This is a genomic window from Paenibacillus sp. FSL A5-0031 (assembly GCF_001956295.1).
Taxonomy (GTDB): Bacteria; Bacillota; Bacilli; order Paenibacillales; family Paenibacillaceae; genus Pristimantibacillus.
In genome coordinates this window covers 71289-97601 of record NZ_MRTD01000001.1, presented here as the reverse complement: position 1 = coordinate 97601, position 26313 = coordinate 71289, and the positions used below count along the sequence as shown (strand labels likewise).

The 26313-nt window shown below is 43.7% G+C and carries 23 protein-coding genes; 3 read left to right on the top strand and 20 right to left on the bottom strand.

The features are described from left to right. Positions 1-2: 2 nt before the first annotated feature. The 8 genes from BK120_RS00395 to BK120_RS00360 all read right to left on the bottom strand — a co-directional run bounded on the left by BK120_RS00395 (position 3) and on the right by BK120_RS00360 (position 7885). Complete coding sequence (locus tag BK120_RS00395; protein WP_076265501.1) at positions 3-1028, bottom strand: FecCD family ABC transporter permease; 1026 nt, start codon at positions 1026-1028, stop codon at positions 3-5. After that, entirely contained in the window at positions 1025-2029 is a 1005-nt protein-coding gene (locus tag BK120_RS00390; RefSeq protein WP_076266075.1) for a FecCD family ABC transporter permease, read from the bottom strand. Before BK120_RS00390 ends, BK120_RS00395 begins: the two co-directional genes overlap by 4 nt. Positions 2030-2048: 19 nt before the next feature. Beyond that, positions 2049-3056: an ABC transporter substrate-binding protein gene (locus tag BK120_RS00385; protein ID WP_076265500.1), complete on the bottom strand. Its 1008-nt coding sequence runs from the start codon at positions 3054-3056 to the stop codon at positions 2049-2051. A 56-nt stretch (positions 3057-3112) separates the two neighbouring features. Beyond that, positions 3113-4420 carry an NtaA/DmoA family FMN-dependent monooxygenase gene (locus BK120_RS00380; protein ID WP_076265499.1) on the bottom strand — a complete coding sequence of 436 codons (1308 nt, stop codon included), beginning with the start codon at positions 4418-4420 and terminating at the stop codon, positions 3113-3115. Between the two features lie 320 nt (positions 4421-4740). Further along, positions 4741-5571: an AraC family transcriptional regulator gene (locus tag BK120_RS00375; RefSeq protein WP_076265498.1), complete on the bottom strand. Its 831-nt coding sequence runs from the start codon at positions 5569-5571 to the stop codon at positions 4741-4743. Between the two features lie 266 nt (positions 5572-5837). Then, entirely contained in the window at positions 5838-6704 is an 867-nt protein-coding gene (locus BK120_RS00370; RefSeq protein ID WP_076265497.1) for an SDR family oxidoreductase, read from the bottom strand. Beyond that, complete coding sequence (locus BK120_RS00365; RefSeq protein ID WP_256710744.1) at positions 6701-7231, bottom strand: hypothetical protein; 531 nt, start codon at positions 7229-7231, stop codon at positions 6701-6703. The genes BK120_RS00370 and BK120_RS00365 overlap by 4 nt, the downstream gene beginning before the upstream one ends. Positions 7232-7315: 84 nt before the next feature. Continuing rightward, the gene (locus tag BK120_RS00360; protein WP_076265496.1) at positions 7316-7885 is read right to left on the bottom strand and encodes a MarR family winged helix-turn-helix transcriptional regulator; all 570 of its coding nucleotides are present in this window, start codon (positions 7883-7885) and stop codon (positions 7316-7318) included. Between the two features lie 156 nt (positions 7886-8041). Here BK120_RS00360 and BK120_RS00355 point away from each other — a divergent pair, with 156 nt between their 5' ends. Next, positions 8042-8275: a hypothetical protein gene (locus tag BK120_RS00355; RefSeq protein WP_076265495.1), complete on the top strand. Its 234-nt coding sequence runs from the start codon at positions 8042-8044 to the stop codon at positions 8273-8275. 163 nt (positions 8276-8438) lie between these two features. On the opposite strand, the gene BK120_RS00350 is transcribed toward BK120_RS00355, so the two are convergent. The 3 genes from BK120_RS00350 to BK120_RS00340 all read right to left on the bottom strand — a co-directional run bounded on the left by BK120_RS00350 (position 8439) and on the right by BK120_RS00340 (position 11153). Further along, on the bottom strand, positions 8439-9164 hold the full coding sequence (locus BK120_RS00350; RefSeq protein WP_076265494.1) for a glycerophosphodiester phosphodiesterase: 726 nt from the start codon (positions 9162-9164) through the stop codon (positions 8439-8441). A 174-nt stretch (positions 9165-9338) separates the two neighbouring features. Continuing rightward, positions 9339-10169 carry a metallophosphoesterase family protein gene (locus tag BK120_RS00345; RefSeq protein WP_083681449.1) on the bottom strand — a complete coding sequence of 277 codons (831 nt, stop codon included), beginning with the start codon at positions 10167-10169 and terminating at the stop codon, positions 9339-9341. Positions 10170-10205: 36 nt separating this feature from the next. After that, positions 10206-11153, bottom strand: a complete 948-nt coding sequence (locus tag BK120_RS00340; RefSeq protein WP_076265493.1) for a glycoside hydrolase family 43 protein — start codon at positions 11151-11153, stop codon at positions 10206-10208. Positions 11154-11969: 816 nt separating this feature from the next. On the opposite strand from BK120_RS00340, the gene BK120_RS00335 reads away from it, so the two are divergent. After that, positions 11970-12419, top strand: coding sequence for a GNAT family N-acetyltransferase (locus BK120_RS00335; RefSeq protein WP_076265492.1), 450 nt, complete (start codon positions 11970-11972; stop codon positions 12417-12419). A gap of 139 nt (positions 12420-12558) precedes the next feature. On the opposite strand, the gene BK120_RS00330 is transcribed toward BK120_RS00335, so the two are convergent. Beyond that, positions 12559-13311 (bottom strand): class I SAM-dependent methyltransferase, encoded by a 753-nt coding sequence (locus BK120_RS00330; RefSeq protein ID WP_256710743.1) that lies wholly within the window; start codon positions 13309-13311, stop codon positions 12559-12561. Positions 13312-13635: 324 nt separating this feature from the next. Continuing rightward, positions 13636-14517, bottom strand: a complete 882-nt coding sequence (locus tag BK120_RS00325) for a DMT family transporter (RefSeq protein WP_076265490.1) — start codon at positions 14515-14517, stop codon at positions 13636-13638. A gap of 129 nt (positions 14518-14646) precedes the next feature. Between BK120_RS00325 and BK120_RS00320 the strand changes: the two genes are divergently transcribed. Then, a complete protein-coding gene (locus tag BK120_RS00320; protein ID WP_076265489.1) occupies positions 14647-15540 on the top strand; it encodes an AraC family transcriptional regulator in 894 nt (297 codons plus the stop codon). A gap of 623 nt (positions 15541-16163) precedes the next feature. Here the strand turns inward: BK120_RS00320 and BK120_RS00315 are convergent. The 7 genes from BK120_RS00315 to BK120_RS00285 all read right to left on the bottom strand — a co-directional run bounded on the left by BK120_RS00315 (position 16164) and on the right by BK120_RS00285 (position 26313). Then, the gene (locus BK120_RS00315; protein ID WP_076265488.1) at positions 16164-17045 is read right to left on the bottom strand and encodes a carbohydrate ABC transporter permease; all 882 of its coding nucleotides are present in this window, start codon (positions 17043-17045) and stop codon (positions 16164-16166) included. Between the two features lie 24 nt (positions 17046-17069). Next, positions 17070-18002 (bottom strand): ABC transporter permease, encoded by a 933-nt coding sequence (locus BK120_RS00310; RefSeq protein ID WP_076265487.1) that lies wholly within the window; start codon positions 18000-18002, stop codon positions 17070-17072. Between the two features lies 1 nt (position 18003). Next, on the bottom strand, positions 18004-20691 hold the full coding sequence (locus BK120_RS00305) for a glycosylhydrolase-like jelly roll fold domain-containing protein (protein ID WP_076265486.1): 2688 nt from the start codon (positions 20689-20691) through the stop codon (positions 18004-18006). Continuing rightward, positions 20688-22220 (bottom strand): ABC transporter substrate-binding protein, encoded by a 1533-nt coding sequence (locus BK120_RS00300; RefSeq protein ID WP_076265485.1) that lies wholly within the window; start codon positions 22218-22220, stop codon positions 20688-20690. Before BK120_RS00300 ends, BK120_RS00305 begins: the two co-directional genes overlap by 4 nt. A gap of 96 nt (positions 22221-22316) precedes the next feature. Next, positions 22317-23924, bottom strand: coding sequence for a response regulator transcription factor (locus BK120_RS00295; protein WP_076265484.1), 1608 nt, complete (start codon positions 23922-23924; stop codon positions 22317-22319). After that, positions 23918-25684 carry a sensor histidine kinase gene (locus tag BK120_RS00290; RefSeq protein WP_076266072.1) on the bottom strand — a complete coding sequence of 589 codons (1767 nt, stop codon included), beginning with the start codon at positions 25682-25684 and terminating at the stop codon, positions 23918-23920. The genes BK120_RS00295 and BK120_RS00290 overlap by 7 nt, the downstream gene beginning before the upstream one ends. Then, positions 25681-26313, bottom strand: coding sequence for a TetR/AcrR family transcriptional regulator (locus BK120_RS00285; RefSeq protein ID WP_083681445.1), 633 nt, complete (start codon positions 26311-26313; stop codon positions 25681-25683). The genes BK120_RS00290 and BK120_RS00285 overlap by 4 nt, the downstream gene beginning before the upstream one ends.

The window sequence follows — 26313 nt, the reverse complement described above, 5'->3', positions numbered from 1 at the left end:
TATTAATGTCTTTTTTTATATAGCAGATAAACGAAATAAGGTACACCGATAATAGAGATCACAATTCCTGCAGGCAGTTCAGCTGGCGAAAAAATCGTCTTCCCGATAAAATCTCCAACTAATACCATCAACATGCCAATTACCCCGCAGATAGGTACAACATATTTATAGCGAAGGCCAACCAACCTTCTAGCGATATGAGGAGCAATTAAGCCAACAAAGCCAATACTCCCTGATACAGATACAGATGCGCTCACCAACCCGACACAGCATAGAAGAAATATCATTCTTTCCCGATTTTTATTCAAACCTATTCCAGAGACGGTATTCTCATCCAGATGCAATAAGTTAAGTGTGTGCGATCTCCACCAAATGATTGGAATTAGAATAATGATCCAAGGCAATAACGCTACAATTTGCATCCAAGTTGCATTATAAATGCTGCCAGCTAACCAAACCGTGGCCATTTCAAAATCTTTAGGATCCATCTTTAACGAAATATACAGCGTGATGGCTCCAAATCCAGAACTTAACGCAATTCCCACTAAAATTAATCTCTGCGGATCAAGCACACCTCGATGCCGAGCAAAAAGCAATAATAGCAGTGCCGCAGCCATACCGCCAAACCAACCAATAAACGGCATCGACATAACGGAAAGCCTGCCAGCGCCTCTCACCGTTCCTTGGATAAAAAACATAAACAGAACAATCGCCATTCCAGCAGCTGAATGAATACCAAGAATGCCCGGGTCTGCCAGATGGTTTCTTGTAATCCCTTGAAGGACAGCTCCAGCAACTCCTAACGCAAATCCAACTAATGCTCCAATCACAATCCGCGGCAGGCGAAAATCAAAAATGACAAGGTCGTAATCTCTGTCAGTCTGAACGCGAAGTATTGTCTTAAAAATATCCATTACTGAGATATCAAACGTTCCATTCGTTAAGTTTATGTACATCACCGCGATGGAAAGTGCCAAAGCCGATAACAACACAAACAAAAATCGAGCTTGCTGACCGTGCTTACTCAAGTGCTCCTTCCCCCTCTCGTCTTAACTAAGTACAGAAAGTAAGGAACACCAAACAAGGCGGTGACTACACCAATTGGCGTCTCGAAGGGATGATTTAGAAAGCGGCTGATGATATCAGACCATGCTAAAAAGAAAGCACCCAACACGGCTGTCAAAGGAATTATTTTTCTATAATCCTGCCCGACAATAATTCTCGTAATATGAGGGATAATTAATCCGATAAAAGCGATTGACCCAGCCATAGCAACCGAGATTCCTGTTAAAATCACTACGCTTAACATCGTCAAAGCTTTCATAACAATGAGATTAATGCCCAATCCTTGTGCAACATCATCCCCAAGAGAAATCGCCGTAATGGAACGAGTGACGACAAAAGCAAGCACCAACCCAACAATCGCAAATGGTATCGACCATTTTATAATCGTCGGATCCATTTGGTGCAATCTTGCGTTATACCAAAAGCTAATGTTTTGCGAGACTTGATAATACGTTGATAACGCTTGTGATATTCCACTCAAGAAAGTACCTATAATTGTCCCTAAAATAGCCAAAGTTAAAGGCGACATCCCGCTGGGCATCAATCTAGCTATTGAAAAAACTAGAGTGGCACCAAGCGCTGAGCCGATCAACGAGAACATAATCAGGGTCATAGAAGAAGCCCCCGGTAAAAAAATCATACATAATGTTATGAGAAATACCGAGCCATCAGCCACACCCATAATGGAAGGAGAGGCAAGATAGTTTCTAGTCATTCCCTGCATTAAAGCCCCTGAAACCGCCATGAATGCGCCAATCAACAGTGCACCAACCACACGCGGGAAACGCGAGGTTTGAACGATTAGGTGATCCATATTTTCGGAATCGAAATGAAAGAGCGCGTTCCACACAGTTCCATAACTAATAGATTTCGAACCATAAGTAATAGATACTTCGATGGTCACACTTAAAAATATGAAAAATAGGACAATCTGAACAATTCTTCGGCTTAATAACGAGCGCATTCCGTTCTGCTCCATTCCATTACTTATCCAGATGCTCCTGCACACTTTCTAGGAATTTAATGCGGCTGTAAGCAGGTCCTCCTTCCATAAGCGGGTCCACCACATTGACATATACATGATTGTTTTTAAAGGCATTAATATTTTGAATAATAGGATTCTTTTTCAAGTCTTCAAAAGCCTTTTGCGCATCTTCATTTTCACTCATAGAAAATTGCATGAACAAATAATCCGGATTCATTTCTGCAAGCTGCTCGACAGAGATCGCTTCCTGCGTTTTCGCTAAGTTCACCTGCTCCGGAACCTCTAGACCAATTTCTGTGTACAAGACAGGATTAAGGAATACATCTTTGGGATAAACGTAAACTTGTGCCCCGCGAATACGTAGAGCAGCTACTTTTTTACCTTGAAGCTTTTCCTTCAACGATGCTTTGATGGCTTCCGTATCTGTTTGGTATTTAGACAATACCGCTTCTGCCTCTGCTTGCTTGCCAGTCAGTTCTGCCATTAACTTAAGATTGGACTCCCAATTGGTAGAAATGTGCGAGACTAAAATAGTAGGAGCAATTTTTTGCAGTTTTACCAGCACATCATCCTGAAACTTGGTTGAACCTAAAATAACGTCTGGCTTCAATTGCAATATCTTCTCAAAATTCGGCTGTATCTTTTCACCTATGGATTCCGATTGACCTGTTACCGAAGCAAACATCTCCGGGAACTTTCCTCCGATCGAGATTGCCCCTACAGGATGCACGTCAAGTACTACCGCATCTTCCATTGCTTCCATCGCGCCGGTAATCACAATTTGTTCTACATGTTGTGGGACAATATATTTTTCACCGAGATACTCAATCGTTCTTGTATCGCTTTCGCCCGTATTTTCCACCTTATTTTCCTTACTAGGTTGTGCCGTTTCTTCGATACTCGCAGGTGGAGGTGATTCCTGTTCATTCTTTTTATCTCCTCCACATGCAGTCAAAAAAAGCAGCAATAAGGAAAATAAACCCATTAACATAAACTTTTTATTCATTTTTCTCCTAAACCCCTTCCAAAAATGATCTTTCTGTATTAATGATTGATAATGCCTTATGAAATCCCTAAATGATCACGCAAAGTGAACCCCATATATTCACTTTTAAACAAACCTCTTTCAACCAACTCCGGCATCAGCTTCTCAAAAAATATGTTCATAGATTTTTCTGAACCGCCTGGAAGGGCGATAAATCCATCAATAGCTCCACCCTCAAACCTCTCAATAATATCGTTCAGCACATCCTCCACCGTACCAACAGATACCCAATGGGCAGATCCAACAACCTCCGGCCTTGCCAATACCTCTTCCACTGTAGGCTGATACTTTGTAATAAACCGGCGCAGCAGCTCGGCATGTGTCCGACTGCGGACGGGCTGATTAGGATTAGGAAGCATAGCTGCAGTTACGCAAGAATCCAATGGAAGACCGCTTAAATCTAAGCCCAGCACCGATTTGAGAGAGGCATGTCTGCGCTCCATACTTAAATGTGCATGCGCAGCCTTATGCAATTCATGCGCTTCTTCGCGAGAGTCTGCCAGAAAAAAATATAACCCAGGCAAAACTTTGATGGTGTTCGGATCACGCCCATGTTCAGTGGCTCTTCTTCTCAGATCATTGCGCAGTTCTACACCCGATTCAATATCCGGCATTGCAGCAAAAATAGCATCGGCTACGGAAGAGGCAAAATTTCTTCCAATATCTGAAGCGCCCGCTTGGAACAAAGGAATGGAACCAGATTCATGAGAAGGTAAAGTAAGCGGTCCTTTTACACTGAAAAAATCACCATTATGATGAATAGCGGTCACTTTATCCTTATCCGAAAATACGCCTGATTCGCGGTCAATAACAATGGCTTCACTCGGGAAACTGTCCCAGAGCTTCCTTACGACATCTGTAAATTCCCCTGCCTTCGCATATCTTTCTTGCGGTGACGGCATTGGAGAATCGCCGAAGTTCTCAGCACCTTCAATAGAAGTGACAATATTCCAGCCGGCTCGTCCATTGCTCAGCCAGTGCAACGACTGAAGCTGCCTTGCAACAACATAAGGCGGATTAAAAGTCGTTGAAATCGTTGTAACCAGTCCGATCCTCTCCGTCTCATGGGCAATTGCAGCAAACATCATAGTAGGGTCAGGGCTTCCGTAATTAGCAGAATCGCCGATCATCTGCGGGCTAACATAAAGATAATCCGCCTTAAACAGAAAATCGAGCTTTGACTTCTCCGCCATCTTTGCCAAGTCAATGTAATAGTCAATTGAATTCATTTTTTCTATTCCACTATCTGCACGCCGCCAACCGTCCCCTTTCATCCAAGTTGCAGACAAGGACAATCCAATCAATAATTGTTTATTTGCAGCCATTTCTACCAACCTTTCTTATGGAAATAAATTTGCTTCGAGATAACACTTCGATTAAATGTAGTCTCTATCAGATAAATTACTAATAATGATTCTCATTGTCAAAACATAGTTTAGCAAGGACTGAACCAATTTCAAATACACAAATCACAAATTCCATATGCATAATTGTCTAAATCAAGCTTGATGCTTGATGATTAATGATGAAGTGATATCAAAACAATGCTGCAGTGGGAACTGGTAGGAAAGAGTAAGAAAAATGACAAAAAGCCTGCACTTCAGGCTCATCACCATCCGTTGCAGGCTTAATCTATATCGGAAAATCAATATATATGATTATCTAATTTATGTGTGTATGCGGATGGAGACACACCAAATTTCTTTTTAAATAATCGGCTGAAATATAAAGGATTCGTATAACCTACGCTAACGGCAATATCGTGGATGGAGAAACTGCCTGCTTTGAGTAGGTCACTAGCTCTTTCCATACGATAATTAATAACATAGTCGATTGGACGGAACCCGGTATATTTGTGAAAGAAGTATGAGAAGCTTTTTGTACTCATTGCATGCAGTTCAGCTAACTCGTCGAGTGCAAGTGGATTCATATAATGTCCGTTAATGTATGCAATGGCTTCCTCTACTACCCTTTTACTAGGAGAACTGGCATTCTCTCGATTCCTGCAACCAATTAGAATTTGATGTAAGATGCTTAAGAATAACTCCTTGACACGAAGTTTTTCAATCCCTCCAGATGCATGGACATTCTGATGAAGCATGATTAGTAATTCCATCACTCTTGGATTTGCACCCGGTTCCAGCCTGAAATGAGAGTCGCATTCATGAGTCCAATTTACATCATCTAACTTATCTATTTTATAAAAAAGCGAATAATACACGAACTCTGATTGTCCTATAACTTTCGAGGTCATTTGCATACCTGGAGCCGCATGAAAAACTGATCCGGGAAGTAATTGATATTCCTTTCCGTTCACACATAATCTACCTTCTCCACGGATGATAAAAAGAAACCCATGCCTAACGGTAGTAAATTCACGCAATATACTTTTCGGCTGGATGACTAAACGATAGACATCTTCTATTTCATAGGTACCAGCAGCAAAGATCTCTGCTAATTTATCTAGATTTATCATTGTTCTCTACCTGCTCCCTAGCATCAAGTCGTTTTTAATGTAAACTTCGAGAATGTTGTATTTATAATTCTCTCATATATTTCTTCGACAATAAATGATGCCCTTATAATATTATCAGCATCGATTACATCAATAGAGCGGCGTAAGAGGTTTACCTATTTCAAGCAGAACCTTTCCCTGGAATAACTTTAATCACAAAAACCGCCTGAAGGCTGTGACAGCCGGTTCAGACGGTTTGGTTTGGAGAACGCTCTATTTACAGATGTCTACCGAAATATTTCCACATTCTCTTGCAGAAACCCGTCCAGCGTTCGGGGCTGTCTGCCGAGCAAACGCGTGACATCGTCCGTTGGCCTTTCCGGCACCAACGTAGACATCGTCTGAATTTCTACAACGTGGTTTGCGAGCCAAGGGGGCATGCGCCCTTGCTCAGTCAGATTGCGATGCATCGCTTGAGGCTCCACATTTATGTAGCGAATCGTCTTGCCTAGCAAATCGGATAGCTTATCCGCGATCTGCGGATAGCTGTAGATCTCGGGTCCGGTAAGCGTATAAATACGTCCGGCGGCCTCCTGGTTGGTCAGAACTTCTGCTGCAACGTCCGCTATATCCCGGCAATCGATGAAATTGCAAGGCGCATCGCCCATGACGCCGAAGAAAGCACCTTGAGCTGTAATCGTCGGAACATGGCGCAGCAAATTTTGCATGAACGCATAGGGACGCAATACCGTGCGAGTCATACCGGATTCGTCCAAAAACGACTCGATATCGCGATGCCAGCCGGCGACTGCCACGGGCGAGAGCTCTTCGAAGGCTGGACTGGATATTTTTACGATATGCTCGATTCCGGCTTCGGCAGCGAGGCGAATGATCGACAATTCCAACTCGACCTGTCTCGGGCTGTTGGATATGGTCAAGAAGAGCTGCTTCACTCCGGCAAACGCGCGGCGAAGCGATTCGGGATCGGCGGCATCTGCCCCTGCCACCTCGATTGTGGATTTACCTGCATCTCCGAGCCGGTTGCGCAGCTTCTCCGGTTCTCTGCTAAGCGCCCGAGCGGGCACTCCAAGATCGGCCAAACGTTTCAAAAGTTCGCTCCCTATCGTGCCTGTTGCTCCAATAATTGCTATCATCTTCTATCTCCTCCGTTTAACGTATCATTTTTTTCCAACGCCTTGCGCCAACGCCATGTTATGATCGTACTTGCAATCGTGCCGGATAACGGAAAATCGATCCATATGCGATCAAACCAAATCGAATAGTCGATCAAACGAACTGTATCCGGCATTTTGTTCGTCAACCATGCGGCGTAAAAGGCGAGCGAAGCGCAGATTATCGCGAACATGACAACGACTAGCAAACGAGGCAGCCCGACAACCCATCGTATACTTCTCCCCCATTTGCGCAGCCAAAGCCCCAATAGCCATGCAATCAGCGCAGACGTTCCTCCAATTGTGGTTAACGCAGCAATCTGAAGGCTCTTGTCGCCTGTGATCAGTCCCCCGATGCCTGCCATGACGGCGGGCGAAACATAGGCCATCAGTACTTCGCGCCATAGCACAAAACCTTTCAATTCGGAGCCCTTCGATGCAAGGCTATTAGCAGGATCAGTTTTGTGCGAATGCTTCACATTGCTCATGTTGTCACACCTTTCTTCCATGATTTGCTCCAACTGTTTATATCGCCATATAATTAGGCGCCTAACTATATGGCGGTAAATAAGGGCTAGCATGACTAGCCCGTTTTACCCTTTCTGTATGCTACCATTTTCCTTAGATGCTCCCGGCTCGTCGGTCAATGCCGACATGCCTTGCGTCACCCGACCTAACAAATCGAGAAAGACACTGCGCTCCTCGACCGTAAGCAAGCGGACCATCGCTTCCAGTCTCTCGAAGTGCTCTGAAGCCATGTCGCGAAGCTTACTTGCTCCATACTCAGTTAAAACAACTGATTTCTGACGCCCATCCGCCGAACTGGTTCGGCGGGATACGTACCCGTCCCGTTCGAGATTGTCTATAAGCCCCGTGACGGTAGCACGCGTTACGCCAAGATGCTCTGCTAATTGCGAGGGCAGCTCTTCACCCTGGTGATCTTCAAGATCCGCCAATAAACGATACCGGCCTGTGGACAAACCGAATCTGGAAAAATGAATTTCCGCGGCATGTTCAAGCTTGGCACCAGCGGCCATCAGCCTAGACGCGACGAGTACAGCTTGCGCATCGACGTTCAACCCGTAGCGCTCAATCTGACGTTTCGTTTGGACAAGTGAAGGAACAGCGTTACTATCCATCAATACTTTTTTATCGTTCGTCATCTATATAGTATGGCACCTAATTACTTTTGGGTCAACAATTTTTTTCGCTGTCATCTCCGCTCCTCTCCCCTTCGTGATTGTCCAGTAACACAAATGGGCTAATGCGCATAGACTAGCGTTGATTATCATGATTCTTTGGCATTGGAGATGTGAGAATTGAGCAATACAAAAACAACTAAGGATAAAGCACAGCAATTTCCCATGAAAAAACTTTCACCCGTAAGCATTGTAAGAGAGCTTCCTCCCGTACGCGGTAATTTACGAACCTCCTCCTCCGTTGACGATTTCTTTAACAGTGTTCAATGGAGAGAGGTCTTTGCAAATTGGGCTGCAGAGGTTAGAGGCAACTATTTACTTAGAACGGAACCCTTGTTCAATAATCAACATTAATTAAGATTCCACAGCCTTAATGGCTGTGAATTTTTAAGAATGAAAGTGAACCAGTGAATAGAGCGTGTGCAAGTTATTAAGCCTAAAAAAAAAGACAACCTTCATCAAAAAGGTTATCCTTTACACAGTTAAAGTTGTTATTCATGTACTTCTAAATGACTTATTAAGAAATATGTAATTCGGGATGTTTGCGGTAAAAATCCGCCCAAAGCTCCAGATTGTCAGTTGTGATCAGAGATGTCGGATAATTTTTTGCGATTAACTCCATATCCTCAATCGAATCAATCGGCCAAGGGCCGGATTCAATGCCGTGCTCCGCAATCATCTCCGCATATTTTGGCGTCATAAATTGTTTATGCACCCCGAGATACGTACAGCGGATCTCCTTCATAAACGGGAAAACGTAAGGCATACTGCCACCGCAAATCATTCCCAATTCAATATTAGGATCAAGTTCTCTAGTTCGTGCTATGGAAAAATGGTCGAAGCTGATAATCCGCGATTGGTCCAATGTATCCGTACGGCGAATAACATCCAGCACCGCTTCTTCCAGCCCCGGATACCGGTCTCCGGTTTGCTTTAATTCGATAAGCACAGAAATGTTACCCTTAAGCAACTTCATCGCTTCCTCCAGCGTCGGGATCGTTTCTATTTCCTTCACACGGAACCTTTTCAATTCCTCCAACGTATAATCGCGGATCAAACCTTGCCCGTCCGTCATACGGTCAATGGCAAAATCATGCATCAGCACGGTCACACCGTCCTTAGACAAATGGACGTCCAGCTCCAAGTGGGTAAAGGACAAGTCAATAGCCGCCTGAAACGAAGATAATGTGTTTTCCGGCAATTTCACCGGATAACCCCTATGCGCTACACCTCTGATTTTCAAAGTCTTTTCCTCCGTTATTATGAATTTATGAATAGGCGTCCGGCTGACAAAGTAAACGGCAGAAACTGCAAGCAAATTCTAATATTTCTTAACTGGCAGAATCGAATCCGCGCCTGCCAGAGCATCATTCATTGCTTTGCCTCCACTACAGAGCGATCTTTTTAGTTTGTGCCACTAAAACAACATGATTTGATCCCGATCTGCGTTTTGCCCATATGCATTTAATGGCCGATGATACAGAGGTAATTTTTCATATAAAACCTGCGCAGCTCTTACTAATTCTTCATCCTCGATGGCTACGATTCGGGTACGAACTTCAGACTTAGCGATTTCCACGATGCGTATGGAAGGATGACACAAGCCTGCAGCAGTTTGAATAAAGTTCCATTGTCCTTCCTTTACAATGGAGTGTACGTGATTGTGGCCGTTGAAGTAAAAACAGTTTCCTTGTCTTTTTTGTAATACGGCTCGCATATCAATCGTAGGATCAATATGCATCTTCTCATCCAGTGACCCAGTTGTCGTGTTATATAGGGGATGATGGGCAAATACCAAGATTGGCTTAGATGGAGAAACGAGCATTTGTGCTTCCAACCATTCCAATTGTTCCGGATTAAGATGACCGCTATAATCCTGCGGGTCCATTTCTCTAGTCGAATCAACAAACACGAACAAGGCATCACTTGTTTCAAATACATCGTTTAATGGTTGATCAATCAAAGATTGAAGTTTTGTTTTAGGTAATTCATATGCATCGTGATTCCCTAGTACTTGTCGAAACGACACACCGGAGCTACGAATATATTGATATACGCTTTCAAATTCTTCCTCCGTTCCCATGTGAGTCAAATCGCCAAGGGAGATGTGTAAATCTGCCTCGATTTCGAATAGCTTTTGCAAATATTTTTCATAGAAACATTCTTTAGCCCTTAACAGTTCTTCATTTCCTTGCACAAATTTGTTTTCAAAAAAATGCAAATCTCCAAATAGCGCCAAACGCATCATTTTATCTCTCCCCTATCTAAATTTGAGTCGATTTCATTATTCGCCAGAAGGCACATCAATTGGCTGATCGATTGGGACCGGAATTCCGAAATCGGGTTTACCCTGTTCATCCCATCCGAATTTTTGTGCTCTAGTACTTCGATGCGCACTTCCTGCGCCTGATACTGAAATAGCGTGGTAGATTATCCAATCTTCCTTGCCATCAGGTGACTTAACAAAACTATTATGCCCAGGCCCGAACACTTCGTTTTCCAAGCTCTTTTGGAATACTGGACTTTCGGTTTTTATCCAAGATTTTGGATTCATCAAATCATCCTGTTCAGAGCACGTCAGCAAACCTAGTGAATAGTCATCAGACCAACAAGTGCTAGCCGAGAACACAAGAAAAATCTTCCCGTTATTTTTCAAAATGACAGGGCCCTCATTAATCGCCATACCACCTTGCATTTCCCAAGCGTCCGTTGGTGCACTTAGCAGGACGTTTTCTCCTTCTATTGTCCAAGGATTGATCATTTTTGCCATATAAATCGCAGACCCATACTCCGGAAAATGGCCATATCCCGCATATAGGAAAAAAAGACGGCCCATATGTTCAAATACCGTACCGTCCAAGCCTGCATATTCTGTATTAATAAATCCTTTATCCGTCCAGGTTCCTTCAAAAGGGTCATCTTCCTCATTCTCAAGGACGAATATTTTACGAGTACTGTCCCCGCCCCCATCATTCGCCGTATAATATACATACCACTTTTTATTAATATAATGAATTTCAGGAGCCCAAAGATTATTACTGTTAATTCCGGTCTCTTCCGGGATCCAGATTGTTTTTTTGTCACCGTTGGCGATATTCGTAATATTGTCTGATCTCCATAGATCTAGACGATTCCTTCTTGTAACCATAAAATAATAGGTTCCATCTACGTGTTTATACATCCAAGGATCCGCGCCATGCACTAGTAATGGATTCACAAAAGTTTTGCTCATACGATTCCCCACTCTTCTGTATTATTTAAAGTTTGACTACACTTTTTCCATTGATTTGAGAAATTAAAGAATGCACAACATGTCTGCCCATTTCTTTATAATTTTGTTTAATGAAATGAACATCTGGTAGACCGATTTCGTCAAAGGTTATCATTTCTACTTTGCTTAATAAAGATAACTGGTTCAAAGCATTGTAGGTTATTGTTGCCATTCCAACATTCGCAGTAATCAAAGCATTTTTGCCGTCATACTGCTCACATGATACTGATTCATCATGCTTAGGATAGAAAACGCTTTCTCAAAAGTCCAAAGAAACTCTCATCGTTTTTGTTTTACTGCGGTATTGAACCTCTGCTCAACATGCCCTAAAATCCGAATATCAATATGCAGTTCTATTTGTAATACCTCCTTTTTCTATTTTTTTAATACCAAGACTGTATATTTGTGTTTATTATACTTAGGATATTTTTAAAGTTATATATTAAATTTAGTACATAATATATAAGTTATAATAAAGAATATGAGCTGTTAGCTTAAAAGAAGGCATCCTCTTAGATTTTCCATTTTCAGTGAATACCTCTTACTAGCCTCCCTGTATTCCGAGAATGCAAAAAAGACACCTGACAAGGTGTCTCCTCTTATTTTTTAGCATCAGTCATTCTAGAACCTCAAACAAAATAACCTTATTATTATTGAAATAATAATGTACAACCATTTAGCTCAATTTTGGTCACTCTCAACATCCATTATTAAGTTTGTATAAATATACTTTTCACTGTATTATTATTAAATGCATTTAAAAAAGGAGCCTATCTAATGTCATTTCTAATTCGAAACGCTGAACCTAATGATTTACACAATTTGACCGTGTTAATGTATGAATACATCGTCGGTTTTTATCAAAATCCTAAACCACCTGTCGAAAAAATTCATAATCTTATACAAACTCTTTTTGACCAGCAAAATGGCGTGCAGTTTGTAGCCGAAAAAAATGGAGAGTTAGTGGGTTTTGCTACATTATTCTTTACTTTCAGCACGATGAAAGCAGATAAAATCACCGTTATGAACGACCTCTTTGTGATTGAACAATTTAGAGGTACTGATGTAGAATCACAGCTTTTTTCAGCATGTCAAAACTACTCACATAATCATGGTTATGCTTCCATGACTTGGATAACTTCTTCTGATAATAAACGCGCTCAGATCTTTTTTGAAAAAATGAATGCTGTTAAAGGAAAAGATTGGGTTCACTATTCCATAAGCTAAGTGGTTGTAACCCGTTCATAATAAAAACCCTACCGGTCATTGTGCTTGTTGGATATTAGCTCTAGTCGGGAGAGTCTTCAAGTTATTTGTGCACATTAGTGAAACCCAAGTAGCATCTTCTACGCTTGAACTTGAACTCTTATAGTTTTCTTGCCTTGATTACAAAAGTTAAAGGAAGCATCTTTGCTTTTTTTGTAAATTCACTGCTTTTATCGTCCCGCGATTGCATTATTTCATCATCAGTTTGCTCAATCATTTGCTCAATGACAAATCCTGCTTTTGCCAACGCATTCACATAGGTTGATAGTTTACGGTCCGACAATGTTAACATACCTTCTCCGGCTAAATTAAGAGGTACCGAGTACCAGGATTCATCGAAATAACACTTATTAAAAGCAAGTGTGTTATTTTCTGCAACAACACATTTATGTATAGGATGAGACCAACTGAAAATAAATACGCCGTCTTTTTTTAAGTAAGATGCGATCCGGCAAAAAGTACCCTCAAGGTCGGTGGTCCAGCCTATGGCATAAATCGAATAAACATAGTCAAAATAATCCTCTGGTATGCCACATTCTTCTTCCATGGGAGAACAGATCAATTTTGCTGAAAGACCGCATGACGTCAAATGCTGCATTGCCTTTTCAATTTGTTTTTCTGATATATCCATACCCCACAGTTCAGATGCTTTGCGTTCCCCCTGATACTGCAAGGATTGTCCATTTCCACAGCCTATTTCCAAAATCTTTTTTCCAGAGACATCACCAAAAAGTTGGCATTTTTCTTCCGACACAAATGCTCCATAAAGGGGAAGCACGATTGCCCCTAAAAAGTCATTTCCTTTGGTATCCCAATAGAAGCTGTTTGTTTTATAAACTGCATTCTTGTCCATTCGGGCGCCCTCCCCCAATATACATTTACCGTACTTGTGCACTCTCCGATTACAGTTTATTATATCATAATTCATTCATGATAAAGGCATATATGAGCCATTAGCATATAGGATGTCGACGTCCTGAATCGGCTTCACAGCCGTTTAAAGTTACTGATTTCATAAGCAACGCAGCTCGCAATCAAAAACACTCAAGAGATGTTTAGTTTACAAATCGATAATGAACGACCACTTCTTTTATCCAACGGTCAGATTAATGTGGTGATAGAATCAGAAGGTAGCCAATTACCTTGTTACCTTCTGTTTATTAAAATATATAGGTGATCATTTATACTTAGCCCAAAAATAAAATCCCATTCCCGCTATTGTAAATAATCCTCCGAGGATTTGAAAAAAACTTACAGCTTCTCCTAAGATAATGTATGCAAGTATTATGGCAAGCACAGGTTCACCGATAACACCGACAGAAACAGTAGTCGCACCAATTGATTTTAGTAACAGATTAAATATAAAATGGCCGAAAATAGTTGGAATTAAGGCAAGTAAAAAGAAATACATCCAGTCAGAGGAACTATAAGCTATTAAAGAAAAATGGTTCATTAGGCTGTAAATCAACAAGACGCTACCAGCAATAAAAAAAACAATAATGCTATATAGATTAGCGGGTATTTTATGGCTAACTTTTTGTCCTGCTAGCATATAAGCAGAAATGGCGATAGTCCCGAATAATGAAAGCGCATCTCCGAATAGTGCTTCTCTTGAGGCGCCAATATCTCCCCACGCAATAATAATAGAACCCAAAACTGCAGTTATCATGCATAAAACCATTAGTTTATTTACTCGTTCTTTAAACATGAAGTAAGATCCAATCATTACAAATAGAGGTTGTAAAGTTAAAATAACCATCGAGCTTGCTACTGAAGTATAAGATAAAGACTCCATCCAAAAAAGAAAGTGTAATCCGAGAAAAAAACCCGCACTTAAAACAAGAAGCCAATCATATTTCGTTAATCGTAGTAATTTAAGCTTTTTCCAAGACACGAAAGGAAGCATGATCAATACAGATACAAATAACCTGTACATTCCTGCAACGGACGGGGGAGTATTTGAGGATTTAATCATAATTGATGATATGGCAATAGCAAGAATACTGATACATAGCAAAAAATACGGATTGAATGCAGCATTTGATTTATTTCGTTTCATCGGTACCTCCACTTGTAGAATTGAAAAGATCTAACGGTATATAATAATATCATCATAATTAAAGGTAATCTGTAATTATATCGCTAAAAAATATAGATATATCGTCATTTTCGAAAGGGAGAACTATAGTTGGATAACAAATTACATGAGATCAATCAATATCCCGATACTTCTTTTCCGTATGCTATGTATACCGTAACTTCTTTAAGCTGTATTCCTAAGGGACGAGGCTTTAATGAACTACACTGGCATGAAGAACTTCAGTTTACATTGGTAACTGAAGGAAAGATTTTAATGCAAGTCAATGGCGAAACTCATGAGCTGAAAGCTGGACATGGAATTTTTATAAATAAGGGAGTATTACACGTATCTACTCAAGTTGATAAAAATAGTGAGTACGTAAGCTTCAATTTCCCAGAGAAATTACTTGCTTTTTATTCTGATAGCCAAATGGAACAAAAATATGTACTCCCTTATACAAACTCATTATTTTTATCGCTAGTAATAAGACCTGAAACAGATTGGCGAAGCACTATGTTGGAGATACTCTGGAGATTAAAAGATAAATTTAACGAAAAAGGATGCTGGGGCTGGGAATACGAGGCTTCTATTATGACTGTACAGTTATGGTTAACCATGATAACAAATATTTCTATGGCTAGCGTTGAATCAAATAAACTCGTAAAACAGCAGCAAGAACGAATTCAATTGATGATTAGTTATATCCATCAGAACTATGTTAATAGCCCATCTCTACAAGAAATAGCTGATTCTGCACACCTTAGTGTTTCTGAGTGCACTCGAAGTTTTAAGAAAACACTTCATACGACTCCTTATGATTATTTAATTAAGTATCGAATCAAAAAAAGTGCTGAGTTATTAATCTCCACAGAATACACAATAACCGAAGTAGCTAGTAAAGTGGGTATCAATCATGTTAATCACTACATTCAGTCTTTTAAAAAACAATATAATAAGACACCAAAAAAGTATCGGAGTTTAAGGAATGATCGAAAAAAATAGCAATAAAAACATAGAAGCAGCTAACCATAATGATCTGCTGCTTTATTATCCTAATAAATTTAGACTAAACCTTTCTGAAAACCCCAATTTAATAACTGCCTCCCTTCACTTGCACAATGCATAATTGATTAGCCAAAAAAACAGATCAACCAAAAGGATGATCTGTTTTGAGAGGCATTACCTTTTGAGCATAACACCAACTTTCCTATTTATCTCAAAAAGCATGTTATCTCTCGCTTGACAGGCGTTGCGGGAGCATATGCCTACTTCTTGAAACTTATGGGTAACATCGGAATTTCTAAAGCAGTAAGAGAATATTAGATTTGTACTAGAAAAACACACCGATGATTAACGTGTCTCATTGCTCCACCTTATTTCTAACATAATTACTGGAGAGAGCATAGCTATTGTTACAGCTCCACTATTTTTCTCAAAAAAAACCACCCTGAAGGGTGGTCCGTAATGATGTGCGCACTATAAGATTTGAATAAGAGTGGAGTATCCTGTGCTGAACTTGTAGGTTTTACTCTTATAAAAATTATCAAATTCCACCATCATGAGAGGAAACCATTCCTTTATTTTCACTTGTTCCATTCATTCATCCACCTTAACCCTACATACCCTTACCCCTTCACTGCACCAATCGTAATCCCCTTGATAAGATACTTTTGGAAAAAGGGATACATCACCATAATCGGCAGAACACCGATCACAGCAATCGCCATCTTCACCGTCGTACTCGGCAAGTTAGCTCCAGCCTCACCTAGCTGAGCACTAAACTTGCTCTCCGTCAGAAACTGGATGTCGGTTAGCATTCGATTCAATATGTTCTGTACGCTGAACAGCCTGGAATCGGTCACGTAGATCATCCCATTAAACCAATCGTTCCAGTAAATAATCGTCTGAATCAAACCTACTGTAGCTACGATCGGCATCGATAGCGGCACAATGATTTTCCAGAATATTTTGAATTCTCCTGATCCGTCGATTTGCGCAGCCTCGATTAATGCCGGGGGAATCGTCGTCATGAAGAATGTCCGCATTAAGAGCACATTAAAGCCATTCATGAGCAAGCCTGGTACGATCAAGGCCAAAATGGTATTTTTAATATCGAAGTATTGGACATAGACCAAGTAGGTTGGTGTAAGTCCGCCGTTGAATAGCAGCGTGAAAAATACAAAAAATGCAATTCCGTTACGTAAAGGCACTCCCTGTCTGGACATAGGGTAAGCAAGCATCGAGGTCATCAGCAGACTTGCTGCCGTGCCGAAGAGTGTAATAAACACCGTGACCCCATAAGCACGAGCGAGCTGCTCCGAGTGATTCCACAGATAATTATAAGCGCCTAATCCCAATTGATCCGGAAAGAAGGTATATCCCTGCCGCAGAATTGAACTCTCATCGGAGATCGATGAGATAACAAGCAGCAGGAACGGCAGCACGCAGGCCACCGCCAGGGCCATCATCGGAATATGAAGCCATATTCCCTTGTTGATCGTTTTCATGCTTCTACACTCCAGTCCCAAGCCTTAGAACAATGCGCTGTCCTTGTTGAATTTGCGCACCGCGTAATTCGATAACAGTACAAGTATAAAGCCGACTACGGACTGATATAGCCCCGCTGCCGAAGACATTCCAATATCGCCTAAATTCATTAGTGCCCTGTACACATAGGTATCGATAACCTGTGTCGTATCATTTAAGGCTCCAGAGCCGAGCGGAACTTGATAAAATAGACCGAAATCAGAATAGAAAATTTTGCCGATGGCAAGCAAGGTCATCATGATGATAATCGGATACAATAATGGGAGAGTAATATAGCGAATTTGCTGCCATTTGGAAGCCCCGTCTAGTTTTGCTGCCTCATAATATTCCGGATCAATGCCGATGATCGCAGCCAGATAGATGACGCATAAGAACCCGGCGCCTTTCCATAAGCTGATAATCGTCAAAATGAATGGCCAATATTGCGATTCGCTATACCATGAAATACCCTCTATCCCCAGACTGGAAAGAACGGTTTTGTTAATAAATCCAGTCTCCATGCTGAGCAGGGAATAAGCCAAATAACTCACGATAACCATCGATATCAAATGAGGCAACAGTAACACACTCTGGTAAAACCGCGACATAAAGCGGCTGCGAATTTCATTCAGTGCGATTGCAATTCCCAGTGCAAAAGCAGTATTTAAAATAATGAAACAAAAATTGTACAATATCGTGTTGCGTGTAATGATATAGGCATCCTGCGTTTTGAATAAATACTCAAAATTTCTCAGGCCAACCCAGTCACTGCCGAGTAGTCCCTTCGCAAAATTGTAATCCTTGAAGGCGATAATTAGCCCGAACATCGGCAAATAATTGTTGATGAGCAAGTAGACAAGCCCCGGTATCATCATAAGTAGCAGTACATAGTACTTTCGCACACTGCTCTTCCGGCGGGGCCGATAGGTTTGTTCCATATTACTCCCCGCTTCCCTGGCTGATCGCGGATGAACCAATAATGCTAACTGGACCCAGCAAGCCAGAGGGCTCCTGTTGGACGAACTTGGAGAACCAGTCCTGCTGATTCTTCGCTAGTGTATTGGTCACCTCGATAGTCACTTCATTCTCTCCTTGCTTCCAATAGCGAGCGATATTCCATACATAAGGCGCACACAGCTTCACACCCACATCCTGACCATTGACCCACACCTGTGCAGTCTCATAAACCTGCCCCAGATCCAGCCATATCGGGTCAGTTGTTTCACCAGTTACAACACACTCATACTTCATCGTGCCAGAAAATCTCGGCAACAGGTCGCGTGAGCTCATATTACGCAGCTCCTTCATGGTCCCCCAAGGTGTGAACGCTGGATATTCTTTGGCTGTAGCCAGGGAAATGTTCCACTGTACATGCTCAATCAAACGTCTGGATAAAGCACGATCCGCACTGGCATGCAGGCTCAGATCTGTCCCAAGTGGAGCACGCTGCCACTCGCCTATTGGTGCCGGTAGATTCCCCTCTTCTCCATCCGGTACACGAAGCAAAATTAGTGATTCATAAGTGCTCAGTCGCAAATCAAGCTGATAGTTTTCTCCTGCCCCTACGCGATCCACCTTGTTAGTGAATGCGTCATAACGAAGCCATACACCAGAGCCTGGGAGCGTAATGCCAGTCTCAATCGGCTGATCTGGATTCTCATTGAACAGCATGAGAACTTCTAATTGATCATGACGGTATTGGTAGGCTCGTAGATAAGGCTGTTTGTCCCTGAGTACTAGCTCATTCATCCCTCGGTCGATAAGGGTCTCTGCCAGAAGCTTCAATGGTGTTATCGTAACCTGAGGGTAAGCCGCCAGCTTCTTCAGCACTTCCTCGCATGGTACAGATTGACTCGCTCTTACTGGCAATGCGTCAATGAAGATAATAGACAAACCAGATGATGCGAGCTCAGTAAGCTTACCCAGCCATTCTATTGGCAGCGCTTCGGCATAAGGTACAATTAGACAGCGGTAGCGTTCTTTGTGCACCGCTAGCTCCCCATCGATAACTTCCGAAGAAACCAGGATATCGATCGGCAGCACATCGCAGTCGATTTGGCTCTGCATCAACTGCTTCACCGGCTCTTGGAACAGCATGTATTCCCCGGACCATTCAGCCTCAGCGTGATATAGCACAGCAGCACTCGCAATATGCTCCCCGTCATTCAACAAGTGGCATACCCGGTTCGTATAGTCATTAAGCAGTCGGTAATACCTGAACTGCGGATTATACCCTCTGGCATAGAAGTGCGGCGGGCAATCCCAGTCAGGAAACTCCTTCTGAGAAAAAGCATGCGGCACAAAATGATTGACGCCTCTAACCAGCATATGGTCGGTCAGCCACTTCATCAGCTTCAGCCCTTCCGCCCAGCCGTAAGCGCCGAAGATTTCACAAAAAGTTCTGCCTTGCTTCCTAGGGTCGATATGTCCCAGTGAAGCAGCTAGTTTAGTCATCCCGTAATGGAAAAAGACACTGTCTGTCTTCCCGCCCATCCATGAGAATGACATTTCATCAAAACCGGGTACAATTTGCCATAGCACGACATCCAGACCAGACATGTCCTGCCCCTCCAGCGCACGGAAGAAATGCCCTGCTCCGCAGCCCAGTCTGGCGTGTACATTATTGTCCTCCATTAGATGGCCGATATAGGCTACGCCCCGTTCTCGGCACCAATCTCCAATCCGCCTGCTGAAGTGCTCTGCGTACAGCTTGCTCACTACGTTCATGTAGGCGTAGCGCACAGCAAACGTCTGAGGTCCTCCCTCATGCCAGAGCAGAGGCAGATGCTGCCGCAGGTTCGGACCGTATTCTGCCTCCAGCAGCTCCAGCAAATCGAAGCGCCACGGCAAAGCCATCTTGGCATCGCCAAGACCCGAAGCATAATCGTACGATGCTTTGCTGTTATAGAAGCCAGGCTCATCCGAGAAGAAACCTGCGAATGTGACGCCAAAATCATCCTTGTATCGTGCGTAATAGGCTTCGTAAATTGTATCGATCAGAATCTGCGTCGATTCCGGAACGATCGGGTTCAAATAATCTTTGCGGCGATCATCCCCGCCTTCCCGGGTGACAACGAACAAGCAGATCGTCCAGTAGCCTTCCGGCACGGGCCAATAAAGAACCCCGTCTTGCACAGAAGCATCGAGATCTATTGCAATAAACTCCCCATCCAGCTCGCCCGTAACTGGATCACGCCTAGCTGCAGCAGCACCGACAGGTCTTGCACCATCTAGTACCGACCAGGGGCGCAGCAAGAATGAAGCTTCAGGATCGGGACCGCGTGCATCCATTCGACGCTCTGAGAGGAACTGCCGCTGGTGTTCCAGCGGCGCCTCCTTCACCTTTCCTGCTGCGTGTCCTGTTGGAAAGTGATCATCGTCGAAGACCCAAATTTGCATGCCATGCTTCCGGGCTTCATCCATAATGGTATCCATATCCTTCCACCACTGTGGACCAAGCATATCAGGGTGGGGACGGGACTCCACACATACGGCATGGATGCCCGCTTCCCGTATACGAGCCAGCTCCTCACGAATGACCGCCTCTTCTTCTCCGCGCTGCCAGAAGAACGGAAGAATATAATTCCGTTCCTCACCACTTAGCAATTCATGAAGTTTACGACTCATTGCACACCCTCTGCTTTCGCCCATTCATCCAGCTGGCGCTGCTTATCCGCAATAACCTTATCGATTCCTGCAGCCTTCAGCTTCTCAATAAATTGCGGCAAAACCTTATCCGGGTCCACAGAACCTGTTTCCAGAACAAGATAATATTGCGCGATGACGTTAGATACTGCCGCTATTTCTGTTTTTACGGACTCTGGATTCATCGTAAAGCCCATCGCCTTGGATTTAACCGCCTGCTCATTGAAATCCTTCATCTTCTGCCAAATATCCGGGTCTTCACCCTCAAATACATAAGAGAGGAACTGGTTGCCAAACAGCCAGCTCATATTTAAATTGTAGCCGTTCGTCAGCATCGTGACGCCTTCTGGGTATTTGATGACATTATCGGACACTTTGACATAATGCTTGCCTTCAATACCCCAATCCAGTAGATTAACAAGCTCAGCATCCCCATACATCAGATCCAGAAACTTCATAGATGCCACCGGATTCTTAGCTTGACGCGGAATCCCCCACATAATGTTCAGCACATGATCTGTCATGGATACAGGATTAGACAAGGTTGCACTAATCATTTCCTTGCCAATGGATCTGGACTCCTGTGCATCAAATCCCGGTTTCAGCTTAGAGAGATAACCAAAAGCTCTATCAGCCTTCATTAATTCGATTTGACTCGACTTGTTGGTTGCTGAATCTTTCAACGTATAACCTGCTTCATACCAGTTCCTCATCCGTTTCAGGAGCGCAGCATATTCAGGAGACTCGATGCTATTAACAAGCTTCAGACCATTATCGTAGCCTGGAAGCACACCCATCCCGTTGCTAAGACCATCATGCCAGCTGTAGCTGGTCAAAAAGGAGAAGCCTGCTCCGCTAGGAATTAGTGGCGTAATGTCTGGTTCATTATCTTTAATGATTTTGAGCGCTGCTTCTACATCATCCAGTGTTTTAATCGCACTCGCGTCGATTCCATGCTTATCTGCAAGATCCTTGCGCATTGTAAATCCGTTGGCTGTTGCCAAGTCTCTCACAGGCGTGACGCCGTAAACCTTTCCATCAACCTTACTGGCGTTCAAGTAGTCCGGGTCAAGCACCTTGCGAATATTTTCCCCATTCTTCTCCAGCAGCTCATCGAGCCACAACAACTGTCCTCTGGACACTTGGGAGCTAAATCCAAACGGTGATCCGACGACAATCAGATCTAACTTCTCATTGCTTGTCAGCATTAAGTTAACCTGCTGGGCATAAGCGCCGTAATTGATTGGCATTAGATTAACCGCTACATTGATTTTTTCCTTTGTAATCTTGTTAATCTCATCTTCTACTGCCTTCATATCCGGTGGCGTGCCGGTTACACTGAGAAATGCGACATTCAATTCATCGATCTTTTGCGATGATTCCTCGCCTGTTGTTCCGGGGCTGTTAACCGGATCTTTCGCCAATCCGCCTGAATTTCCGTTCGAACCACATGCGGATATGAGCAGCGATAGACTCACTAGACTTGCGAATAACCATGTCTTCTTGCGCATTTTGTTTTCCCCCTGGCTTGATCATTTGGCTTTCTCTTGCCATTATAGCGGGAAGAGGACCGCATCCTCTGCTTCAGATTCGACCTTTAACTGACGTCATTTCGACTTTGCAAGGGAGGCACCTCGTCCGTGCTGGCGAAACTCGATTGGGCTTAAGCCTGACTGATTCTTGAACAACTTTGCAAAATGAGAAAAGTTTGAATAGCCCGTAGCCATCGCCACGGCGCTTACAGGAAGCTCAGAATGAATAAGCAGCTGACTAGCCAACTTGATTCTCTCATGCAAAATATACTCTGGAATCGTACAGCACAGCTCTTTTTTAAATAAGCGGGTCAAATAGTCCGGGTGCAAGTATACGTGGTTCGCTGTCGTTTCTCTGGACAGATTCTGATCCAGATTGGATACAATATAGCGTGTCGCCCGTTCAATCACATCGCTAATCGAGGACGGATGTGTGGTATTCATAGCCTTCATAATGACATGGGCAAGCCAGCGCTCCAGATCGGTAAGCGAACGGGAAGCTGCTTCCGCCAGACGCAAGCTTTCCCCATCACAGAACATGAGATGTGCCTGAACCCCTTGCTGCTGCAGGACTGCATGGGCCATTTGCAAAAAATTCTCCTTCAGCGCACGCAAATAATCGCCATCTATTCCCGTATGATCCCGCAGTCCATGGATGCAAGCTCTCGCTTCTTCCAGCAGTCTCTCCTTCACGCCTTGCCTCATCATCGCTGCCCAGCCACTCATATCTGGCAGAGCTGGAGGCGCTGCTGCAAGACACTTTGCCTCATTCAGAGCTACATAATGGATTCCGGTCACATTGTCTCTGTCTAAATTGTGTAATTGAGCCAGCAGAGCAGGGAGTTCATGTCCTTGTACTGGCCGTCCCCCATAGCAATACAATTCACAGTATAAATGGATACGACAAAACTCAATCAAACGGTTACACATGATGGCAAGTCCGTTCTCTAGCTGTTCCTGTTCCATAGGCATAATAAGCAACCAAGCGTCATTCCCGGCAGGTACAACGACACTGCCTAACGTAAACCTTCCCAGCATCTCTTTGCCTGCGTTCTTGAGCCCATATTCCAGCAGCTTCCGATCTCTGACCAAGAAGTCCTGCTGCCAACCACGTATGATCATTAACACTGGCAGAACCAATGAGTCCGCAGGGAGAGATACTTGCCTTGTCTCCGCTTCCTCTGCAAAAATCCCACTCACTGCCGGAATGGTTTCATTCAGAACATCCAGCCAGAAGCGCTCGCGATTTATATCCTGCTGCCGCGACCACCAGTTCTTAACCCGCTGCGCATCCGCCAGTTCTTGCTCGCGCTTCACAGCGTCTGCCGCCTTGCAAAGTGCTGCTTCCAGCTCCTCCTTGGTCAGCGGCTTCAACAAATAATTGGAGCAGCCCAGACGTACGGCTTCTTGGGCGTAATGAAAATCCGCATGGCAGGTCATCAGCACAGGAACGGTGCGAATTCCCTTCTCCCGCATCCACTTCAGCAGCTCTAGTCCGCTCCGCTGCGGCATTTCAATATCGCATAGCAGAATATGAATCTCCTGTACCTCAAAAATCCGCTCCGCCGCAGTCGGATTGTAAGCAACATAAACGTTGGAAATACCAAGCTGCAGCCAGTCCACCATTTTTTTAACCGCTTTCACAAAATGAATCTCATCATCTACGATTAGCACGTTCAGCATGGCGTGCCCTCCTCTCCTTCCGGGAATGACTTCATGGGTAAACGAACTTCGACTCGAGCCCCGCCTGAATGAAGATTACGAAAGGTAAGGTCGGCTTTTCCGCCATACAATAGCTCCAGTCTGCGCCATGCATTCCAGATGCCATGCCTGCTCCCGTCCTCCCGCTCCAAGTTCCTCTTCTCATTTAAGAGCTGCAGCAGCTCTGGGGTAAATCCTTCTCCGGTATCCTCAATAACTAGTAGAATGCGAGGCAGCTGACCATCTGATTCCAGCTTTCCATGAATCGAGAGCCGGAATGGCGCTTCCAGCGTAAAGGCGTGCTTGATGGCATTCTCCACAAAGGTTTGAATCACAAGCGGGGGTATAGCGAAGTTCAGTAGATAAGATGGAACCTCAATTTCACTGCTCAGCTGATCTGGAAACCGCAGCTCCTGAATACGTATATAATTGCGCATATGCATCAGTTCATCCCCGAGTGAGACGAGTGAGACATGACTACGGAAAATGTAACGGAAATAGTCCGAGAGACAACGCGACATCTCCTGGATTAATTCATAATTGCGTACAGCAGCCAAACTGTGCAGCATGTTGAGGGAGTTCAAATAAAAATGTGGATTAATCGTTGTCTGCAGCTGCCTAAGCTCCGCCTGCTGTTTGCTTAATTGTTCCTCATAAACATGGATTTTTAGCTCTCTAATGTGGGAAAGCATTTGGTTAAAATGATCGTTAACGACGCGAAATTCTTCGGTTGAGGCTTTAGCTTCTGGAATCCCTTGCATATGCCCTTCACCGATTCGATTCATGGCAGATAGCAGTCTTCTGATCGGGAGCAAAATCATCTTGCGAAGCAGCCCCAAACTCAAGGGAATCAGCAATATAGAACCCACAGAGACAAATCTATTCCAGCTCCAGAGATTGAAAAAACCTTTCAAAATATCTTGCTCCGGTATAAGCGCAACCAGTCGGAAACCACCATGCCGAGATCGTTCACCTACCGTGAGATAACGTTCCGGACCACCTGATAAGCTATATCCACCAGAGGCAAAGCTTAAATCAATTTGTTTTTCGCGAACCACTTCAGCATGCAGCATAGGCTCTCCAGCTTCAGTAGAAAATAGCGAAAAACCGCTCTCGCCTAAATTAATCAGGTTAAACGGAATGAGAAGTGTGTCCGCCTTGACCCAGGCGCCAACATAAGTATTGGGAGCTGCCTGAATCAAGCGGAGAATATAGTAGCTGCCATCGATCTGTTGTACAAGCCAGTCACGCCCCCCAAGCTCAGACTGTGTGGGGGACGCATTCAGCTTACGGGTAACCTCATCGGATACTGCTACTCTTTCCATATAAGATGGGCGTGGACTGAATGCTTCTATGAAGCTTGCATCTAGTGTGCTATAAATAAAAAAACCGTCCACTGCTCCATTACGGGAGTTTTCGTTCCATAGCTGCTTGGACAATTGTACCTTTAGCAGTGCCGTCTCTGCTTCTGGCTGCCTTCGGTCGAGCAGCAGCAGGTTTGGATCAGAAGCCACCATGTTAATTAAGAAGCTGTCGATTTCATCGAGCAGCCCATCAATTTGATTCATATAGAGGGTGATAAAGCTCTGATTGCTCTCAGCGACTTGCTTACGTACTACTTGAGCGGCATAATATTGGTTGAAATTGAGCAGCACAATGAGCGGAACCAAAATAGCGGCTACGCCCACAATGAGTTTGAATCGCATCGTATTTCGAAGCTTGCTTCTGCGCTGTGTATTCATTGCCTTTCCCATAGGCTAAGCAGAAAATCCTTATAACGCGCATTCTGCTCCAGCTCTTCTGCCTTGGTTGCGTCACCGTTCTGCCGGCAAATCAAGACAGACTTTTGTAAATAAATGAAGTACAAATGTGTAATCATTCGCGTCCGTTCGATCCAAGCCAACTTCTCATCATTAGGAATTTCGGCTGCGCGCTCAGTGGCAAAAGCACTCATCGACAAGCGTGTCTCCTCGCTGATCAGCTCCTTGAATGCCTCCAGTTCCGCCGGATTCTTGCCCATACTCGCGTAATACACACTAAAGAGCGAATCATAATAGAGAAGATCTGGCTGGTGCTCTCTTAACCACAAATACTTGTCGAGAATAGCTTCAATTGAAGCACGCGGTGATTTAAAATCGAACTCCACCAGCAAGCGTCCGAACATGTGCTTCAGATTATCTACATACACTTCTGTGGCCAGTTCCTCCTTATCCTTAAAATGATGGTACAAGGTACGTCTGGACGCGCCTGAGCGGGTAGCAACGAGTACCAAATCCGCACCCTCAATCCCCTTCTCGCAAAAGGCGGCCAGCGCCGCCTCTTTAATCATTTCTCTGGTAAGCTGCAGTTGTTTCTCTCTAAGCTTCATCAT

Bases quoted from the DNA above. Each gene is read 5' to 3' on its own strand.
- BK120_RS00390 (WP_076266075.1), bottom strand. From the start codon at position 2,029: ATGCGCTCGTTATTAAGCCGAAGAATTGTTCAGATTGTCCTATTTTTC.
- BK120_RS00310 (WP_076265487.1), bottom strand. From the start codon at position 18,002: ATGGAACAAACCTATCGGCCCCGCCGGAAGAGCAGTGTGCGAAAGTAC.
- BK120_RS00380 (WP_076265499.1), bottom strand. From the start codon at position 4,420: ATGGCTGCAAATAAACAATTATTGATTGGATTGTCCTTGTCTGCAACT.
- BK120_RS00375 (WP_076265498.1), bottom strand. From the start codon at position 5,571: ATGATAAATCTAGATAAATTAGCAGAGATCTTTGCTGCTGGTACCTAT.
- BK120_RS00365 (WP_256710744.1), bottom strand. From the start codon at position 7,231: ATGGAAGAAAGGTGTGACAACATGAGCAATGTGAAGCATTCGCACAAA.
- BK120_RS00325 (WP_076265490.1), bottom strand. From the start codon at position 14,517: ATGAAACGAAATAAATCAAATGCTGCATTCAATCCGTATTTTTTGCTA.
- BK120_RS00385 (WP_076265500.1), bottom strand. From the start codon at position 3,056: ATGAATAAAAAGTTTATGTTAATGGGTTTATTTTCCTTATTGCTGCTT.
- BK120_RS00285 (WP_083681445.1), bottom strand. From the start codon at position 26,313: ATGATGAAGCTTAGAGAGAAACAACTGCAGCTTACCAGAGAAATGATT.
- BK120_RS00370 (WP_076265497.1), bottom strand. From the start codon at position 6,704: ATGATAGCAATTATTGGAGCAACAGGCACGATAGGGAGCGAACTTTTG.
- BK120_RS00305 (WP_076265486.1), bottom strand. From the start codon at position 20,691: ATGAGTCGTAAACTTCATGAATTGCTAAGTGGTGAGGAACGGAATTAT.
- BK120_RS00340 (WP_076265493.1), bottom strand. From the start codon at position 11,153: ATGAGCAAAACTTTTGTGAATCCATTACTAGTGCATGGCGCGGATCCT.
- BK120_RS00300 (WP_076265485.1), bottom strand. From the start codon at position 22,220: ATGCGCAAGAAGACATGGTTATTCGCAAGTCTAGTGAGTCTATCGCTG.
- BK120_RS00290 (WP_076266072.1), bottom strand. From the start codon at position 25,684: ATGAATACACAGCGCAGAAGCAAGCTTCGAAATACGATGCGATTCAAA.
- BK120_RS00330 (WP_256710743.1), bottom strand. From the start codon at position 13,311: ATGGACAAGAATGCAGTTTATAAAACAAACAGCTTCTATTGGGATACC.
- BK120_RS00295 (WP_076265484.1), bottom strand. From the start codon at position 23,924: ATGCTGAACGTGCTAATCGTAGATGATGAGATTCATTTTGTGAAAGCG.
- BK120_RS00335 (WP_076265492.1), top strand. From the start codon at position 11,970: ATGTCATTTCTAATTCGAAACGCTGAACCTAATGATTTACACAATTTG.
- BK120_RS00315 (WP_076265488.1), bottom strand. From the start codon at position 17,045: ATGAAAACGATCAACAAGGGAATATGGCTTCATATTCCGATGATGGCC.
- BK120_RS00345 (WP_083681449.1), bottom strand. From the start codon at position 10,169: ATGATGCGTTTGGCGCTATTTGGAGATTTGCATTTTTTTGAAAACAAA.
- BK120_RS00360 (WP_076265496.1), bottom strand. From the start codon at position 7,885: ATGACGAACGATAAAAAAGTATTGATGGATAGTAACGCTGTTCCTTCA.